Here is a 16,896-nt window from a genome sequence, read left to right as displayed (position 1 = left end):
TCGGTGAAAAGATTTCCTTGGGATTACAAGCCTACTCCCGAACAGCAAGCATAGCCTCGATCGAAATTTACGAGAACGATGTTCTTTTAGGAAGTCTAACCCCACCTGAGATTAGTTTCACTTATACAGTTCCAAGCATTGGGACTCACAATCTGCGTATTATAGCGACGGATTCAAACGGACTCATTGCAACAAAGTATATTGATGTTATCGGCATCCGAAACCTGTATCCAAATATCCCTGAGAACGGCCCTGCCATGAGAGATGTGACCTACTTCAAAGGTGCCTTTTACGGAGCCGGACTTGGGGGAATCATTTATCAATCGTTGGATGGCTTAAATTGGAATAGGATTCAGACTCCAAGTCCGAGTGATTTGCTTTACTTTCACCACAATGAAATAGGCATCTGTGCAATTGGGCGTGAAGCTCTTATTTTCAGCAAAGACGGGGTTCACTGGAAAATCATACCATTGGAGGACCCTAGAAGATACCCCGGGAGTATCCAGCCGAGCTTCTTCGTAATTCCAACAGGGAGAGAAATTGCATATCTCTCGAAGAATGGAGTTGAATGGTACTCGATGCAGACAGGTAAGCTGTTGTTAGGAGACCCCTTTTACTCTAACCCCAACCTGCCTTACGAGATCGTTGACACTGGAGAGCTTTACCAGGCAAGCCCTGGCAAGCCGTCCATCCCCTTTACTGAATACACCGGTTCAATAAACCAAAACGGCAGAGCTGCACAGGGAGAAACAATAGTATTGGCTCAAGAAAACGAAGGAGTAAAAGTGACTAATATAGGCGGAGGTATCACTGACGTTACTCCTTCAAGTCTGGATCCAAGAGACATAGCAGGCGGCCAATCGCTCGGAAACGCATTCTTCCTTCTTACCGGAAACCAAGGATCAAAAAGAATATCTTATTTTTCAGGCGATGGTGAAACATGGTTACCCATAGACGGGCCGAGGATTAAAAGTAATCTAACCTTTAAGGATGGAAACTTTTACGGTGCTAACCACGAATTCTTCTGGACATCCGAAGATGGAATTCAATGGCAATCAAGCAGCAAAGGACCCTACATCGAAATCGACAACAGGGGAGAATTTGAGTTACTGAGCGCTCCCCCTGGATTTTTGATCGCGGAGTTTAACGAAGGAGATGATTTTTCAACTTCATTTTCGAAAGACGGAGAATCCTGGAGTCCGCACAAAGTTCCGTATTACGCAAACATACGCAATGTTATTGGGGAGGGAGACAAGCTCCATGCCGTGAGCTCTTATTGGACTTCCTACTCGAGAGACTTAAATCGTGCTTGGTCAATCGGATCGGCAAGGATCGGAAGTAAAGCAACTTATGGGAAGGGAATATTTGTTAATGAAATCGACGGCAATACTTTGGCAGCGAGTAATGACGGCATCACGTGGAATGAATACGATGGTCAATGGATTGCGGATAAATTTTTGGATCATCTCATCTTCGACAGAGAAAGTGCATTTTGGTACGTTTCCAATAATACGAATTACCTGGCGAGATCGGTAGATGGAATCAACTGGGAACAAAAAACACTTCCCTCACCCATAATAGATAAAAATAATCTCCTCCAGTTTAAGGGTAAGTTGTATGCTGAACAATTCGCCAGCGAAGATACGGGAGTGAACTGGTCCACCCAATTTCAGAATGTGAGTAATATTTGGTTAGCAGCGACCACGAACCACCTGATTGCCATATTTCGCAATGAACAACAAAAACTGGAAGCCCACGTAAATGATGGAACAAATTGGACCGTCATTCAATTGCCGCAAGCACCACCCGTTCAACCCAGAGGTCTTTTTGCAACCAACGACACTTTCTTTTATGTCAGCGATTCCTGGATATACACCTCAAGCGATGGACAAAACTGGGAGCTAGGAGCGCAAAATATTTCTAAACAAATGGAAATGACGACAGCGGATAACTCGTTTTTCCTATTTGGAGACGAGGCATCTATTCGTGAGTATTCGGCGACAGATATCTCCATCCAATCGCTCGAGTTGAGCGAAGGAGAATATGGGGTCGGTGATTCGATTAATTTGGATATCGTAATAAAAAATTCAGGACAGACCGCAGTCCAGCTAGTAAATCCGACAACGGTTGAAATCCTGTTGAGCCAACGCCCGAATTCGTGGGGTGCCGACAAGAACAACCGCTATTATCCTTCTCTTCTTTCTCTGGACCCTCTTTCGCTGGGAATTGGTGAATCGACTACGATCAATCGCCATATTTCCATAGGCGATGATATCAAACCCGGAAAATATTTTGTTTCTGCGCACATCCAATCCACACCATTGTTGCCTGATTTCAATGGCACCAATGATTTCTACCTCGGCAATCGTGCTTCGATTATTGTTCCTGAGCGCAAACTCAATTTAATTCAAGAAGGCGGTGGAACCATAACCTCTCAAAAGGCTTTGAAGGACATACCCTTTAAACAATCCATCCAGTTGATTCCTAAACCAGCCTTTGGCTACGAATTTTCAAGTTGGACAGGTGACATAGAAGCCAGTGTTGAAGTCGCAGACTTCGTGATGAGTTCAGATATGGAAGTGGGTGCAATTTTTCAACCTCGATCATTTAATGTCCATATTTCTGTTATTGGAGAAGGCACGGTTTTAGGTGCACCCGACTCAGGATACTCCAATTATGGAGCTTCAGTACAACTTCAAGCTGAACCTAATCCTGATTGGGAATTCCTCGGCTGGTCAGGTGATCGCATTGCAAGTGATAAAGCTTTGAGCCTTCAGGTTGGACGGGACCTGCAATTTACAGCACTGTTTGGACAAACGCTCGAATCATGGACTAAAGAACGGTTTTCAGTGGAAGAATTAGACGACCCGGAAATTTGGGGTCCGTTAGCCGATCGAGATGGAAATGGGTTTTCAAACCTGCAGGAGTATCTGTTTGGTATTACGAAATATTCGTCAACAATTCCCCAGTTTTTGATCTACATTGATGGATTGGATATCTGCCTACTTTATCCAAGAAGTCTCATAGTCACCGGCTCTGAACACCTGAAAGTCTGGCACTCTGATAACTTGTCAAACTGGTCCTCAAACGGAATAACCGAGCGTGTTTTGCTGGTTGAAAACGGAATCGAATACGTTGAAGCCAGCCTCGAACATCCCGGGAATGATCCAGTGTTCTTCGAGATTCGGGCGATTTCTGAGTAAAGGAGCTTAATTTACCTCAAACGGAAGGTAGACGTATTTGGTATCCGGATATCCTTCAGGAGGTCGCGATGAATCGACTTCGAAGGGGCGACCGATGCTGTTTCCTGCGCGATCTTCGAGGATGGTGCGGGCTTGGAGGCGATACTTTCCTTTGCGCCACGGGACGTCTGGGGTAAGTGACCAAATGGTTTCGTGGGTTGTGATTGAAAGATCTCCCAACACTTCCTCTCCATCTTCGTTTATAATGGAAACTACTCGCTGGAGGAGCGCTTCATCCAGTGATTCGGGGAATTCAACGGCAACAGGTTGGCGTGTCCCTGCGTGAGGAGGCGAAAGTTTCCAATTGTACAGGTTTGGCGAAACGGTGTCATGACCATCCACTGAAAAGTTTTTGGTAAACGATTTCCGTAAGGGTCGACCTTTGGCATCGAGCATCGAATTATGCACCAGAAGTGTGTAGTTTTTTCCTTCTTCCAGAACGCCCCCCTCATCCAAATTTGGTTTAAGGCCGCGTTTAATTCGCCCAGGGTCGAAGAGCAGGGTCAGCCGACGGGATTCCATATCCCACAGTTCTTCGCCGAGCTCGAGGAAAGGCAACTCAAGTGGTTTCCCCTCCGCATCCAACAACTGAATATGTGAATACACATCGCCAACACTCATGGCGTTGGAGAAGTGAATATAAAACTTAAGGAGATTCGAAGGAAGAACTGAAGCTGATGGATAAACCGCAGCTACTTCGGTCACCGGCTCTTGATCCTCCTGTGGCAGTGTGAAGGCGTAAATATAAGTGCTTGTTGATCCCGAAAACAATTCCGGAGCAAGTTCGACGTAATAGGGGATACCAGCTTGAAGCGGAAACTGGGGATAGAACGATACGATCCCTTCACCTACGTCGTGGCTTCCAAACATAGGCGAAACGTTTCCAACTGTAGGGGGCTTGGTTCGCACCGCAATGAGATCACTTTGGCGATTCGTGTGTTGAAAGCGCACAAGCTCCTCCGGGTTCAGTCCGGTAACCTGAATAGATTCCCGGTCGCCCGATTTATAGGATACCTGTAATCCCGCTTTCCCCTTTTCACCAATCGGAAGGGCTCTTAGATCATGACTCTCCGTTTTACCGGAGAGCCATACCCAAGAAAATAAAATGGCACAAACCAGGAATGTCCTGATGGGTGTGATCAAGGCAGCGCCAGGCTGAGAAGGCTGAGGGCTCCACTTTCAGATTTTTGGAGAACCAAGGCGTTGGCCGAATCCAGAAGATCCAACTGCTCGATGCCTTGCCAGCCCTCAATGGTGGTGTATTTTGTTCCTTGTTTGTCGGCTACTTTTGCTTTGATACCAGGGAGAGTGTCGAACTCCAGTGTTTCCACTTTCATAATACCACGGGCGCTGTTAGCCATAAGCAGGAAGTCGGAACCTTCCTTGCTATAAACAACCATATCCAAAGGACGGTTGCGATTTCCCAGCTCCGCAATCGTTTTACCCATGACGTGAGCTTTGGGTTTTAATTCCGAAAGCGGAAACGTAACCAATGGGGTGCAGGTATAGGCGGCAACAATGTGCACGTCTCCACCGAAATCAAAAGGAACGAAGGTCCGGACGGGTGAATGTGTTTCGTACTTCCCGTGGTTGCCATGGTATATCTCGATACTGGATCCCTCATTAGCTGATTTGAAAGGGAAAGGGATTGATCTGAGATTTGAAGCAAACTCCTCGTTGGAGAGTCCAGCAACGATCACCTGGTCGTTAACAAAGCCTAGATCCGTCACCACGCTCATACGCTTATTTTCCGCGCGACGGCCTTCACCAGACATTTTGTCTTCTGGTGCGTTAGGTATCTCAACGGACGAATGTTTGATGCCATTCAGATCCAGAGCCGAAATCTTTGCATGAGAATCCACTTTAAGAATAACAGCTTGAGAACCTTCCCCGCGACCACGGCTGACTGACAGCCAAACATTGTGACTGATCGGGTTTACCGCCAGATCGTTAATCAGGACCTGATCGGCAGATACACCCAACACTCCTGCTACTTTCGCATCGATATCCTCGATTTTATAGGTTTTAGCATGAGCGGCGACGTCTGTATCGCCGGTATGAAGGGCATAAATCTTGGCTGCTTTTTGGTCGGCTACGACGAGAATGCCGTCAGGACCGAACGCAATGGATCCGGCTGAAGATAATGTTACTGAATTTGATGATTTATGATGAGCGGCTTGCGCGGAAGCACTAAAAAGTGCTGCGAATGAAAGTGCCACTAAAGCGGCGAAAACCTGTTTCTTAAACATAATGAAACTCCTTGGGTTGATTTTTGAGAACTCGAATAATACTCCGAAACGACAAACGAGTTCAACTGCATTCAGAGTTACAATAATCACAGAATATTTTTGAGAATCTAAATTAAGTGAGGTTAACGACTAAAATTAAGCTTTGAAGCCCCGTTGGACATACCTATGAAATAGGAATGAATCGAATTCTTCCTCTAATTTCCCTAATACTGCTGGCCACATTTTGCGTGGCTATGGCAACACCCCAAAAGTTGGTTGATCTCGAATATGCCAAGGCAGGTGAGATTTCCCTGAAACTTGACCTCTACCTGCCTTCAGATGCGATTGATAGTATTTTAATTGTGTGGGTACATGGAGGAGCTTGGCGTGGAGGCTCAAAGGACTCCGTTTCCATCGAACCATTGGTGAAGAAAGGCTACTCGATCGCCAGTGTCGATTATCGGCTTACTCCAGTTGCTCCTTTTCCAGCGAACGTGCATGACATCAAGGCAGCTATTCGTTTTCTGCGGGGCCAGGCAGGCAAGTATGGTTACAATACAGAGAAAATCGTGGTTTCAGGATCCTCCGCAGGCGCGCATCTGGCCGCTTTGGTCGGAGTGACTAATGGACATCCGGAACTGGAAGGGAACTTGGGCAATTATACCAATCAGTCGTCAGATATTGCAGCAATCGTCGACTTTTATGGAGCAAGCAATTTAACGACCATTTTGAAACAATCCACACTCCACGGTTTGAGTGTTCGAGAACCGGCTTTGGATTTGTTGATTGGAGGCCGGCCAGAAGCTGTTCCGGAAATGGCCAAGCTCGCCAGCCCTGTTTTCCATATCGACGAATCCGATCCGCCACTGCTCCTGATACACGGTGATCAGGATCCTCAGATGCCGATTAACCAGGCACACGAAATTCATGGCCAGTACAAGGACCTGAGCCTTCCTGTTTGGTTCGAGGTTATCCATGGTGGTGCCCATGGCGGAAAAGCATTCTTTGATGATGAGCGCCTGGCTTTAGTGGATTGGTTCTTGAAAAAGCATCTGAGGTAATCCGGGGCCCACAGAACAGACTAATTTACCAACTCGTTCTTAAGCCGATCGAACCTTTTCCTCAGGTAAACAACAGCACCTCCCACCATCGAAAGCGGAAGGAAAGTAAGCAATGCGGTCGTAGCATAGAATGCCCAACGCGATTCTTCACCATTTGACTGGAAGCAAACCGGACAAGCTTCTGCCTGGTTTATCGCCAAGAAGAAACACACGAAAGTGAAGCTGGCTATCGATTTCATTTTCATGATAGGTAGACCAAAACGTATAAGATCGGCCACACACCCACTACAAAATACCAGAAAACCTGCACTCCCCAATAGCTGGAATGCTTAAAATCGGAGTTGGAGAATTTGAAGAACACATTAATCAAAACTGCCAAGGCACCAAATACATGCAAGGCATGGCAACCGATAATCATATAGAAAAAGCTACCATAGGTGCTGGAGGTCATGGTTAAGCCGTGACCCAGCATGCGAACCCACTCGAATCCCTGGACGCCAACAAAAACGAGACCTAGAAGAATAGCCAATCCGAGTTGCTTCTTAGACGCAGCAGTATCCCCACGAGCCAGCGACTTGTTTGAGAGATAAACCAGAACGCCACTACCCACCAGGAAAAGCGTATTGAATGCGGTTAAAGTAACAGGAAGCCGGGGCTGATCGGGCGGAGGCCACATGATGTTGCCTGCTTTTACGATCATGTAAGCGCTGATGAGTCCACCGAAAAACATCATTTCAGTAAGCACGAAGACCACCACTCCAAGTACATTGCTTGGGATGAGTTTCTTCCGTTCAACTGGATTCGATCCAGCAGGTCTTACTGTGGCAGATTGCATTGGAAGTAGTTTTAATGACCCGAGTCATGCGTACCATGTTCATCACTATGGTGGACCCTGGATTCTTCCTCCGTTGGCTCGTGGTATAGACTCTCCCAGTTTGTCCCGGATGGCTTCATAACGTCTGGAGCAACTCCGGTGAAGAACACCAACAAAAGAAGAAGCGTCGCACAGAGTATATACCAGGCTACTTTCTTTTCGATGTTAAGGTGCATGAAATAGGCACAAACCATACCGCCTTTTACCAGTGCGATTCCAAAAGCGGTAATCAAGGTAAGCCATTTTATTTCAGCCAAAGGACCCACAATACTGACTCCAAGAAGAACCAGAAGGATGATCCAGATTTTTACATAGTACTTAGGTGGATGATGATCGTCGTGATGTTCTGCGGTTTCGGACATAAGAAAAAGGAGTAAATTATTTAGCGATATAAAGGAGCGGAAAAAGAAAGATCCATACCACATCGACGAAATGCCAGTAGATCCCGATCACTTCCACACGATGCAGGTTTTTGCCTTTTTTCACATCTCTGGAAATCATCCACATGATGAACATTCCGGCCATAACGTGAAAGCCGTGCAACCCGGTAGCGGTGTAATAAAAAGACCAGAACACAGATTTGGTCAAAACATACCCATGCGTAATTTCGGTGGTATATTCGTAGGCTTTGACCATCATGAAGATGAATCCGCCGAAAATCGTATACCAGATATAGCGAACGGATTTATCGGTCTCTTTGGCTTCTGCCGCCTGGTGGGCCAAAACGACAAACAGACTCGAAGTCAGAAGCACGAAGGTATTGACGCCACCGGCAATGGGGTTGGTGTGAGCTGCTTCAAAACCCCAACTTTCGTGGTGTAGGCGAAGCATAAGGTAACACATGATCAACCCACCGAAGATTACGATTTCGGAAGCGAGGATCCACCAGACTGCGAGCCGTGAGGTTGGGATTCCGGTTGAGCTGCGGTTAGTTGCTACTGGAACTTGGAATGACATAGCTTAAATCAAAAATGGAAAGGTTATGCTTGGGTGGATTTGTAATCAGGATCGGCCGGATCAGGGCCTGGTTCATCTTGCGGCCAAAAATCGGAATTAAGACGATCAGGGTGACCATACTCGTAAGGACCACGATAAACAGAAGGCAGTACCGGCCAATTGCCGTGAGGGGGTGGAGACTCTGCTGTCCACTCCAAGGTATTGGAATTCCATGGATTCTTCGGAGCCTTCTTTCCATTACGAAGGGTAAGGATAAAGTTGACCACAAAAACTAACTGGAAAGCGATCATCACAATCAGGGAAACCGTGGCGATTACCCGAAGATTGAAAAACTCTGGTAGAGCCAGGTCCTGAAAATGTTCAAAGTTGTAAATACGGCGGTGTTGGCCGGCGGCCCCTAACAAGAAGAGTGGAATGAAAATGAAATTGAATGGAATGATCGTTCCCCAGAAATGAATCTTACCTAAAGTATCATTCATCATTTTTCCGAAAATCTTGGGGAACCAGAAAGTGATTCCGCAGTAGAAGCCAATAATAGCAATCGGCACGAAAGTATAATGAAAGTGGGCCACCACAAAATAAGTATCATGGAAATAAATATCCGCCCCACTCGCACCCAGGAAGATTCCGGTTACACCTCCAATAAGGAATTCTACCATAAAGGAAAGTGCCCAAAGCATAGGCGTATTGAAGGTAATGGATCCTCCATATAAGGTGGCGATGTAAACAAAGCACAGCTCCGCAATGGGAACTGAAATCAGAAGAGTCGTCACGGTAAACAAGTTAGCCATGCGAGGATCTATGCCGGCAATGAATTGGTGGTGAGCCCAAACGACAAAACTAAGAATACCAGTAGCGAAAACCGAATAGAGAATGGTTTTGTAACCAAAGAGCTTTTTCCGAGCCATTACGGCCATGATATCTGCAACAAATCCCATGGCGGGAAGAAGTACCACATATACTTCAGGATGACCGAAGAACCAGAATAAATGCTGCCAGAGTAAAGGATCCCCACCACCAGCGGCGTCAAAGAAATGTGTTCCCAGTGTTTGGTCGAAAAGAAGCATTACGGCTCCTGCAATCAGGGGGCCCACAGAACACATGAAAAGGATACTCGCGATGACAATCATCCAACAAGCCATTGGAATTCGGTACATCGTCATTCCCGGTGCACGGGCATTCATCAGGGTTGTGATAAAGTTAATACCACCAAGAAGAAACGCGACGAATTCCAGAGCGACCGCAATCAACCACATCGGGGCTCCTAATGGAGTCGCGTTATAGGCTGCATTGGCTGATAAAGGCGGATAAGCTGTCCAGGCTCCACCAAAACCACCATTAGGCACGAAGAATGAAGCGATCAGGACTATCGCACTCAGCAGGAAAATCTGGTAGGATAGGCGATTGATCCTGGGGAATACCATATCATCGCAACCAATCATCAGCGGAATCAGAATATTTCCAAATGCCGCAATTAAGACAGGCATCGCGAACCAGAAAATCATAATGGTTCCGTGATTGGTAACCAGGGAATTGTAGGCAAGCGGTGTTACCGTTCCATAAAAGGGAACTTCAATACCCGGGAATGCCAGCTGCATGCGGAAAACATAAACAAAGAATCCTCCAATCAGGGCCATAAAGATCCCTGTAAACATATATTGGAGTCCAATTACTTTGTGGTCAGTGGAAAAGATATACTTTTCCGAGAAACTCATTTCGTGCGCGTGAGACATGTTATAAAAAAGAAACGGTCAAAGATTCAGGGTTGGGAGATCGATGCGAGAGCTTGACCCGAACCATTCGGGCTATTTTGCTCCACCCATTGTTTATGGTCGTAGGCGGATTTGATATGAATGCGGGCAGGCATCAAGCCATGGCCGATACCACAAATTTCCGTGCACTGAATATCCCACTCACCCGTTTTGGTGGCCTTGAACCAGCCCGTAATTTTCCGACCTGGAATAACATCCTGTTTAAGCCGGAAAACCGGAACGGAGAAAGAATGCAATACATCCTTAGACTCCATCTCAACATGGTAAGTGACATTCTCCATGATATGGAGTTCGTCGATAGTAGTTATATCATCATTGGTATGAAGCACGCCGTCCGCTCCAGGATGAATGAAGGTCCACGCCCACTGCTGTGCAATAACTCCGACCACTAAATCCGGCTCGGGTAATCTCTGTTTAACATCGTACCAAACCGCAATGGCACCCGCTACGATAAAAACATCAAAAAACAAAACCAGGTAATGCGGAATTGAAATCCACTTCTTGTGATATTTTTTCTCTCCTGTGATGTATTGGGTAGCGACCCCATCCACTTTTCGATAGCGGAAACAAAAATAAAACAACACGACTTCTGCGGCAACAAACCAAAGGGCGACGATCCAAAAGACCATCGAAAAAAGGTTATCGATATCTCCTGCGTAGGTGGAGGCTCGTTCAACGTAAGCTTCGATCATAATAAGTAGCGAATGAAACTAAATCAGGCTTTAAAGAATAAAAATGAAAACCGCAGCCGCATACAATATGCATACTGCAGCAAGAACAAGAAAGGTCTTTGTGGCGATGGTATCGGAAATATCTTTTTTCATGAATAGAGTGGACCAGGTAAATTATTCTTTGGGACTAATGGAACGAATATAAGCAATCACATCTTTCATCGCTTGCTCATCGACGAGGGTCATTGACATGGGGCGCATCTGCATACCACCCACGTCTTTGGGGTTGGTTCCGCGAATACCCTCCTTATATTTCTTAAGCTGGGCCAGCATATACCAATCGCTCTGGTATTTCAAAGATGGTGATTTGAGAAGTTCGTTTCCTTCCGCATCTGGACCGTGACAAGCCAAACATAACATGTAGGACGCCTGGCCTTTAGTCGCATCGCCGTCTACAAAGGTATCAACCGGTGGCTTCGCTGTAAGGGTAGCGATGTAGGCGGAGACATCTTTGACCGCTTGCTCGTCTTGCAGAATCATCGACATGGGACGCATGAGCAGCCCCGTTTGGTCGCGTGCATCGGCACCACGTATGCTATGCTTAAAGTTGAGAGTCTGTGTTTCTATGTAGCTGGCAGACAAACCTGCCAGGGCAGGAGCACTCAAAAGCTGGTTGCCGTGGGCATCAGGTCCATGGCAAGCGACGCAGTTTTGGAACAGCGTTTTACCTCTGACGAGGTCTTGCGCAGAAAGCGATGACCCAAGAAGAGCGAGTGAAGTGGTGAATGCCACTGCGATAGAGCGAAAGGACATAGTGGAAGGAATTATTCTTTGGAACATTACTTCTATTAGATAGAAATGCGGAAATGTGGGGATGGAATTTCTATTTTACAATGCATTTTTCCCAGCGAATTTTTTAGGATCAGGACAAAGGGTCTATTTTATAAGCTGAGGTAATGTCGAGTATTTGATTCGTTAAACAAATATAATGGAATCTCCCCCGTGGACTCCATTAAATTCAGCAGCAGCTAAACCAGTCCTTGGTCTGAGTCGCTGAATTTCACTCAGAAGTTGAATCGCGAGGCTTGCCTCAAGAATCACTGTTATCAGAATTCCTACCTTATGGCTAAAAAATCCGTTTTAGTGACTGGAGTATATGGACTGGTGGGTAGTGTGATTTATAAACGGCTCCAAAAATCGCCCGAAGCCTTCGAGGTATTTGGTATGGATCGATCCTCAATCATGTCGGACCGGGTAGCTCCGGAGGAGGCGATTGAAGTCCCGGCAGATAAATTTTTTCAATCGGATTTGGCGGATATTGATAAGCTGACAAACATCTTTGAGGGAAAACATACGGTGGTACATATGGCCGGGAACCCCAATACCGATGCTGGCTGGGACAGTCTGTTGGAGAATAATATCTGTGGGGCTTACCATGTGTTGGAGGCGGCCAAAAGAGCTCGTGTCAGCCGGGTAGTATTAGCCAGTACCATCCAGGTAAGCACGGGCTGGGCTCGCTTTGTTGAGCCTTACAAGTATATACCAATAGGCGAATTCGATAAGGTTCCGGAAACTATTGATCCCATAAAAACAACGGATGCGACTTGGCCGATAAACTTGTACGCGGCCAGTAAGGTTTTTGGGGAAACCCTGGCTAGAGCCTACTCCAGCTCCAGCGACCTTTCATGTATCTGCATTAGGATAGGAGCTGTGAATTCGCGAGACGAGCATCCCAAACATTTAAGTCCCCTCTATTGCTCGCAGAACGACATTGGCCGACTAGCGGAATGCTGTATCAATGCACCTGAGAGCCTCAAGTTTGACATTTTTTACGGTATGTCCGGCAACAAATACCTGTGGCCGGATATCTCAAATGCAAAAAAAACAGTAGGCTATGTGCCGGAAGACCAATCCTGTTACAATCTTTAGTTGAACCGCTTGTGCATGGCGGTGGTTGGGAAATTGCGCCCGGGACAAAGCGTAGCATTCACCTCACGGTGAACCATGAATTTGTAGTTCCCATTTAACAAATCATTGCCGAGATAATCCACCAGTTCGGTAAAAGCTACCATCTGGCGACTCGTGGGTTTGGTTTTTTCAAAATTTCCAACCAAACAAATTCCAATGCCATGATCATTGTAGCTTTGCTTGCTGACGTGACCTCCATGTAATTGTTTGGTCCATCGAGAACCGATTTCAATCTCGCCATCCCCGGAATCTTTACCGCTACCTATAACAAAGTGGTAGGCCAGCCCGTTTTCCATGCCATGGGTACGATCCACTTTATCGTAGGAAGAGGCATTACCGTACGGGGTGGCGCTGTGATGGGCAATGATGTATTTCCACTTCGGACGGTTCAATTGAAGTTTGGTCGTTTGCGCTCTAACTCCCTCCAGAAATTGATGACCAGACGGAATCTTTAATTTTTGCCCAACAACGATTAGATCTTTTGTCAGGCCATTGTAACTTTTGAGTTGTTTTACCGTCATCCCTTGCTTTTGAGCGATTTGACTTAGAGTATCACCTTTACGAACCGTGTAAGTATGCTCAGAAACAGCAGCGCGAAGGATAGTAGGACCAGCCAGGATCATAGCTGCACTTCTAAGGAGGAATTTCTGCCGGTTCATTGGCCGTAAGGGTTATACAGGTTTAAGGATTTGAAAGGGGATAAGCGGTAAATTGCAGATTCTTATAACAATTAGGAGGTATATAAAGTTCCTCAAGCTAGTCAGTCAAGTAACCAACCTCAGAAAGACGCGCTCTTTACAATAAAGACAAATAACCAATAAAGTCATGGTATTGGAGGCCTGTATTGCTTTTCGCCATGGCATCCGGGAGAAATTGAGTTTCTCTAAATAGCAAAGCATCCAAAAGCAGGTTAAATTCGTAGTTGATCGAAGACAGCTAACACTATTCAGTGACACGCTTTTTCTAATTCCCGAAGCTATTTAACTCAAAGAAAGCATGTATCATAGGTTGAACGACGAGATGAGAGGTCAAGAATCCGAAGAGCCTCGAAACAAAGGACTAAATACTGTGTCCACGTTTTTTGGATTCTCCAGATATGCTGAAGAGTTAAACTTCCTGGGAAACTCCACCAATTTTGCATGTTAAAGCCAGCAAGACTTACCGACTTGATCACCGGTATCAACTGTGCTAGCAACCACGATTACTCATTTTTATGAAGCGTTTTATTTCTTGTGTCTGTTTCCTCATTAGCACCGCCTTTCAACTATCGGCATTCACTCCTAGTAGTGAAGGTATCTACGGAGTTATTGAAGTAACATACCGAGATCCTGACCCAGGTGAACAAGCTCAGGTGACTGAAGAGATTGTTTTTCAGTTCTTTTTTGCCGAGGCGCCAGTCACTTCAGCCAACTTTATCGGGCTAGCGGAGGGAAAGATCAAATGGTACGATTTTGAAACCCAAACGATTCGCGGAGGTCCAGATAACCCGGAACCCTACTTTGATGGTTTGATTTTTCACCGAATCGTACCGAATTTTGTGATTCAAACCGGTTCAAGAAACGGTTCGGGAAGCGATGGCCCTGGATGGCAAATTCCAGACGAAGTTTCCCCGGTACTCAATCATACCGGGGGCGGAGTCGTTTCCATGGCCAATTCTGCAAATGGTGCAATCAATCGAAATTCCGGTGGAAGCCAGTTTTTTATAACTATGGCTCAGTTTCCAGAAGGGCAACCACGTCTGGATAATTTAAATGGAAACCACTCAATTTTTGGTCAGATAGTAGAAGGACAACTTGTCGCGCAGAGAATTGCGCGAGCGCCATCATCAGGCAGCTTCCCCATTGAAGCCTGGACAGCGACCATTCAATCAGTGAAAATCATCCGTGAAGGTGCAGTAGCCAACAATTGGGATCCTTCAAAGTATTGGCCTCAGCCAACTTTTCGTTCTCCGCATCCAACTCTTTCAAATAATTTAGAAGATACGGATTCCAATCCCGATACACCCAAAACTCGTGTTTTGAAGGCCGTTTGGCTGCGCAATAGAAATAGCCAATACTTATTGGAAGATAGTAACGACCTGGAGTCCTGGAGAAAGACGGACTTCTTTGATCGAGGATTTAGTCCGGACAACGATAACTTGGAGGTAGGCGAGGAACCAACCTACATACAGAGATTTCCATCCTCGGATATTTCATCTGACAGACGTCATTTCTACAGAATGCTGGAGACAGTGTTCCCTGCAACTCCATCCCTAAGTGGCAAAAGACTCATTTTGAATTTTGATCCTAAAGAGCTTACGGAGAACGAACAATTATTTATCACCTTCCTTCCTGAACAACTCACTGTCGATTTCTACGATGAATTGACCGGAGGGGTGCAATTTACCCGCTCAGATCAAGCCAACATGAAACCATTCGGAACTGTGTTCGGCTACCAGAACTTCGATCTCGGCCCCGGGGAAATGGACCGAGATCAAGCGTTTATAACCTCAGACATATTCTCGCCTGTTCAAGCCTACCTGTCCTACGAAACAACAAGCTCAGGGTCGGCATACTTTTACTATCCAACGGGCAGACCTGAAGGTTTCACAGCGACTGGCACCTTTTCATTCGAAGATGGCCAACCAGAGCCCGTAAGAGAAAATAAAGATCTAACGAGGTTAACAATAATCACAACATTTGTCCCAACCAATACTAGCCAAGAGTCGGTTATTTCAACCTACAGAATCGATTTATTCGGACTTTTTGATTCAACTGATCAAACCCTTAGCAGATTACATGAAGGAAACTACAGACTCAGTCGTAATAATACTGAATTTATTCAAACGGGCGGGGTCCTGTACAGGTGGCAGGTTGTTAACGGGCAAACTTACGTTACTCTGGATTTTGATCAAATTGCGGATATACAAGTTTTGCTGGAGGGCGAAACCACTGGAAACGCTAAAGTATTCTTTCTAAACAATCGTCAATTCCAGGACGGTACATTTAAAATCGAGCCTGGTGAACCAAAGCCTCCGGCTTTAGATAAAGAAGGCGATAAGCTCATCCTGGTATTGGATGTATCGAATCCGGATCTGTCCACCATAGTTCAATCTACGATCAATATAGACTTCTACGACAATTTCGAAGGAGGTTACGAAACAACTAGAACGGATTCAGATGTTAATCAATTTGGCAACATAGTTGAATATGCCTGGATAAAAACAACAGATGAAACTCGGGTGGATATTGTATACGATGACAATGGGATACCCCCAATGCAGGTATATCTGACACCTCAACCCAATGGCGCCTCTTCCATGGGAACGGCGAAAGTTCATTTTCCATTCGCAGGCGCTGTCGGAGATGCCACTTATGAATACATTGTAGGGGGAGGGAATCCAAGGCTTGAAACAGTTGATAAAACCGGAACGCAATTGGTCTTAGCACTTGGGGGCCAGACCATTGATACGCTTACCATAGATATTTTTGATAACCTTTCAGGTGTTTACAGTTCTACACAGGCAAGCTCTATCGCCAAACCAACAGGAGTATTAAATCTCTACAATTGGTTCGAAAGACCGGACGGAACAGACCTAATGGCTTTCAGCTTCTCAAACATCTCACCCATACAGGTCATTCTTACGTATACGGGCACGGGAAAAACAACAGGAATGGCTGAAGTACTCTTTCTTGATAGCGGTAACGTTAGCACGGTTTCCTTCCAAATCGGAACAGCAAGCCCACCACGTGAATCTGTAAACAAGACAGGCGTAAAGTTGATTATCGATTTGGAGCTAGCCAATGGAAATTCTTTAATTGACAAAGAAGAGTTTACTTTTCTCACGAGTCGCACAGGAACGTATTCACGTTTCTTTCCGGACAATGCCACGCCAACTAATGGTTTGGTAACGGATTATCAGTGGTTTGAAAATATCGGCGGTGGGATTGACCAGGTAATCACTACGAACGACTTCCTCCTCGATCAGCAAATATTCCTAAAGTACAACACAGCTACTTCTGGAACAGTCGCCGTCTTCTTTCCTACAGCTCGAAATACGGTCAATGGTACATTCACTATAACAGGTCCATAAGAACCATAGCATACGGGATTTGCGTCACTGGAAATTACCCATCTCCAGCAA

General features: G+C 45.8%; 14 protein-coding genes. 4 read left to right on the top strand and 10 right to left on the bottom strand.

What is annotated here, in order from left to right; translation table 11 throughout:
• Positions 1 to 3,203 (top strand): hypothetical protein (locus tag O3C43_05995; protein ID MDA1066036.1); only part of this gene is annotated, 3,203 nt, incomplete at its 5' end.
• A gap of 6 nt (positions 3,204 to 3,209) precedes the next feature.
• Here the strand turns inward: O3C43_05995 and O3C43_05990 are convergent.
• Positions 3,210 to 4,385, bottom strand: a complete 1,176-nt coding sequence (locus O3C43_05990) for a hypothetical protein (GenBank protein ID MDA1066035.1) — start codon at positions 4,383 to 4,385, stop codon at positions 3,210 to 3,212.
• Positions 4,382 to 5,491, bottom strand: coding sequence for a hypothetical protein (locus O3C43_05985; GenBank protein MDA1066034.1), 1,110 nt, complete (start codon positions 5,489 to 5,491; stop codon positions 4,382 to 4,384). The genes O3C43_05990 and O3C43_05985 overlap by 4 nt, the downstream gene beginning before the upstream one ends.
• A gap of 176 nt (positions 5,492 to 5,667) precedes the next feature.
• Between O3C43_05985 and O3C43_05980 the strand changes: the two genes are divergently transcribed.
• A complete protein-coding gene (locus O3C43_05980; GenBank protein ID MDA1066033.1) occupies positions 5,668 to 6,531 on the top strand; it encodes an alpha/beta hydrolase in 864 nt (287 codons plus the stop codon).
• Between the two features lie 20 nt (positions 6,532 to 6,551).
• On the opposite strand, the gene O3C43_05975 is transcribed toward O3C43_05980, so the two are convergent.
• The 7 genes from O3C43_05975 to O3C43_05945 form a co-directional block, all read right to left on the bottom strand.
• Positions 6,552 to 6,770: a hypothetical protein gene (locus O3C43_05975; protein ID MDA1066032.1), complete on the bottom strand. Its 219-nt coding sequence runs from the start codon at positions 6,768 to 6,770 to the stop codon at positions 6,552 to 6,554.
• A 2-nt stretch (positions 6,771 to 6,772) separates the two neighbouring features.
• Positions 6,773 to 7,366, bottom strand: a complete 594-nt coding sequence (locus O3C43_05970; GenBank protein MDA1066031.1) for a cytochrome c oxidase subunit 3 — start codon at positions 7,364 to 7,366, stop codon at positions 6,773 to 6,775.
• Positions 7,367 to 7,377: 11 nt separating this feature from the next.
• Positions 7,378 to 7,767 (bottom strand): cytochrome C oxidase subunit IV family protein, encoded by a 390-nt coding sequence (locus O3C43_05965; GenBank protein MDA1066030.1) that lies wholly within the window; start codon positions 7,765 to 7,767, stop codon positions 7,378 to 7,380.
• Positions 7,768 to 7,783: 16 nt separating this feature from the next.
• Positions 7,784 to 8,362: a cytochrome c oxidase subunit 3 gene (locus O3C43_05960; protein ID MDA1066029.1), complete on the bottom strand. Its 579-nt coding sequence runs from the start codon at positions 8,360 to 8,362 to the stop codon at positions 7,784 to 7,786.
• Positions 8,363 to 8,385: 23 nt separating this feature from the next.
• The gene (locus tag O3C43_05955) at positions 8,386 to 10,077 is read right to left on the bottom strand and encodes a cbb3-type cytochrome c oxidase subunit I (GenBank protein MDA1066028.1); all 1,692 of its coding nucleotides are present in this window, start codon (positions 10,075 to 10,077) and stop codon (positions 8,386 to 8,388) included.
• Positions 10,078 to 10,121: 44 nt separating this feature from the next.
• Positions 10,122 to 10,826: a cytochrome C oxidase subunit II gene (locus O3C43_05950; GenBank protein ID MDA1066027.1), complete on the bottom strand. Its 705-nt coding sequence runs from the start codon at positions 10,824 to 10,826 to the stop codon at positions 10,122 to 10,124.
• 153 nt (positions 10,827 to 10,979) lie between these two features.
• Positions 10,980 to 11,618, bottom strand: a complete 639-nt coding sequence (locus tag O3C43_05945) for a c-type cytochrome (GenBank protein MDA1066026.1) — start codon at positions 11,616 to 11,618, stop codon at positions 10,980 to 10,982.
• A gap of 309 nt (positions 11,619 to 11,927) precedes the next feature.
• Between O3C43_05945 and O3C43_05940 the strand changes: the two genes are divergently transcribed.
• Complete coding sequence (locus tag O3C43_05940) at positions 11,928 to 12,734, top strand: NAD(P)-dependent oxidoreductase (protein ID MDA1066025.1); 807 nt, start codon at positions 11,928 to 11,930, stop codon at positions 12,732 to 12,734.
• Here the strand turns inward: O3C43_05940 and O3C43_05935 are convergent.
• A complete protein-coding gene (locus tag O3C43_05935) occupies positions 12,731 to 13,432 on the bottom strand; it encodes an N-acetylmuramoyl-L-alanine amidase (GenBank protein ID MDA1066024.1) in 702 nt (233 codons plus the stop codon). The two genes, O3C43_05940 and O3C43_05935, sit on opposite strands and share 4 nt — an antisense overlap.
• Positions 13,433 to 13,986: 554 nt before the next feature.
• On the opposite strand from O3C43_05935, the gene O3C43_05930 reads away from it, so the two are divergent.
• A complete protein-coding gene (locus O3C43_05930; protein ID MDA1066023.1) occupies positions 13,987 to 16,845 on the top strand; it encodes a peptidylprolyl isomerase in 2,859 nt (952 codons plus the stop codon).
• Positions 16,846 to 16,896 lie beyond the last annotated feature (51 nt).

It is taken from the genome of Verrucomicrobiota bacterium (assembly GCA_027622555.1).
In the GTDB taxonomy this organism is placed as follows: Bacteria; Verrucomicrobiota; Verrucomicrobiia; order Opitutales; family UBA2995; genus UBA2995.
This window is presented reverse-complemented; position numbering and strand designations above follow the sequence as displayed.

Bases quoted from the DNA above. Each gene is read 5' to 3' on its own strand.
- O3C43_05975 (MDA1066032.1), bottom strand. From the start codon at position 6,770: ATGAAATCGATAGCCAGCTTCACTTTCGTGTGTTTCTTCTTGGCGATA.
- O3C43_05935 (MDA1066024.1), bottom strand. From the start codon at position 13,432: ATGAACCGGCAGAAATTCCTCCTTAGAAGTGCAGCTATGATCCTGGCT.
- O3C43_05940 (MDA1066025.1), top strand. From the start codon at position 11,928: ATGGCTAAAAAATCCGTTTTAGTGACTGGAGTATATGGACTGGTGGGT.
- O3C43_05960 (MDA1066029.1), bottom strand. From the start codon at position 8,362: ATGTCATTCCAAGTTCCAGTAGCAACTAACCGCAGCTCAACCGGAATC.
- O3C43_05970 (MDA1066031.1), bottom strand. From the start codon at position 7,366: ATGCAATCTGCCACAGTAAGACCTGCTGGATCGAATCCAGTTGAACGG.
- O3C43_05950 (MDA1066027.1), bottom strand. From the start codon at position 10,826: ATGATCGAAGCTTACGTTGAACGAGCCTCCACCTACGCAGGAGATATC.
- O3C43_05930 (MDA1066023.1), top strand. From the start codon at position 13,987: ATGAAGCGTTTTATTTCTTGTGTCTGTTTCCTCATTAGCACCGCCTTT.
- O3C43_05980 (MDA1066033.1), top strand. From the start codon at position 5,668: ATGAATCGAATTCTTCCTCTAATTTCCCTAATACTGCTGGCCACATTT.
- O3C43_05985 (MDA1066034.1), bottom strand. From the start codon at position 5,491: ATGTTTAAGAAACAGGTTTTCGCCGCTTTAGTGGCACTTTCATTCGCA.
- O3C43_05955 (MDA1066028.1), bottom strand. From the start codon at position 10,077: ATGAGTTTCTCGGAAAAGTATATCTTTTCCACTGACCACAAAGTAATT.
- O3C43_05945 (MDA1066026.1), bottom strand. From the start codon at position 11,618: ATGTCCTTTCGCTCTATCGCAGTGGCATTCACCACTTCACTCGCTCTT.
- O3C43_05965 (MDA1066030.1), bottom strand. From the start codon at position 7,767: ATGTCCGAAACCGCAGAACATCACGACGATCATCATCCACCTAAGTAC.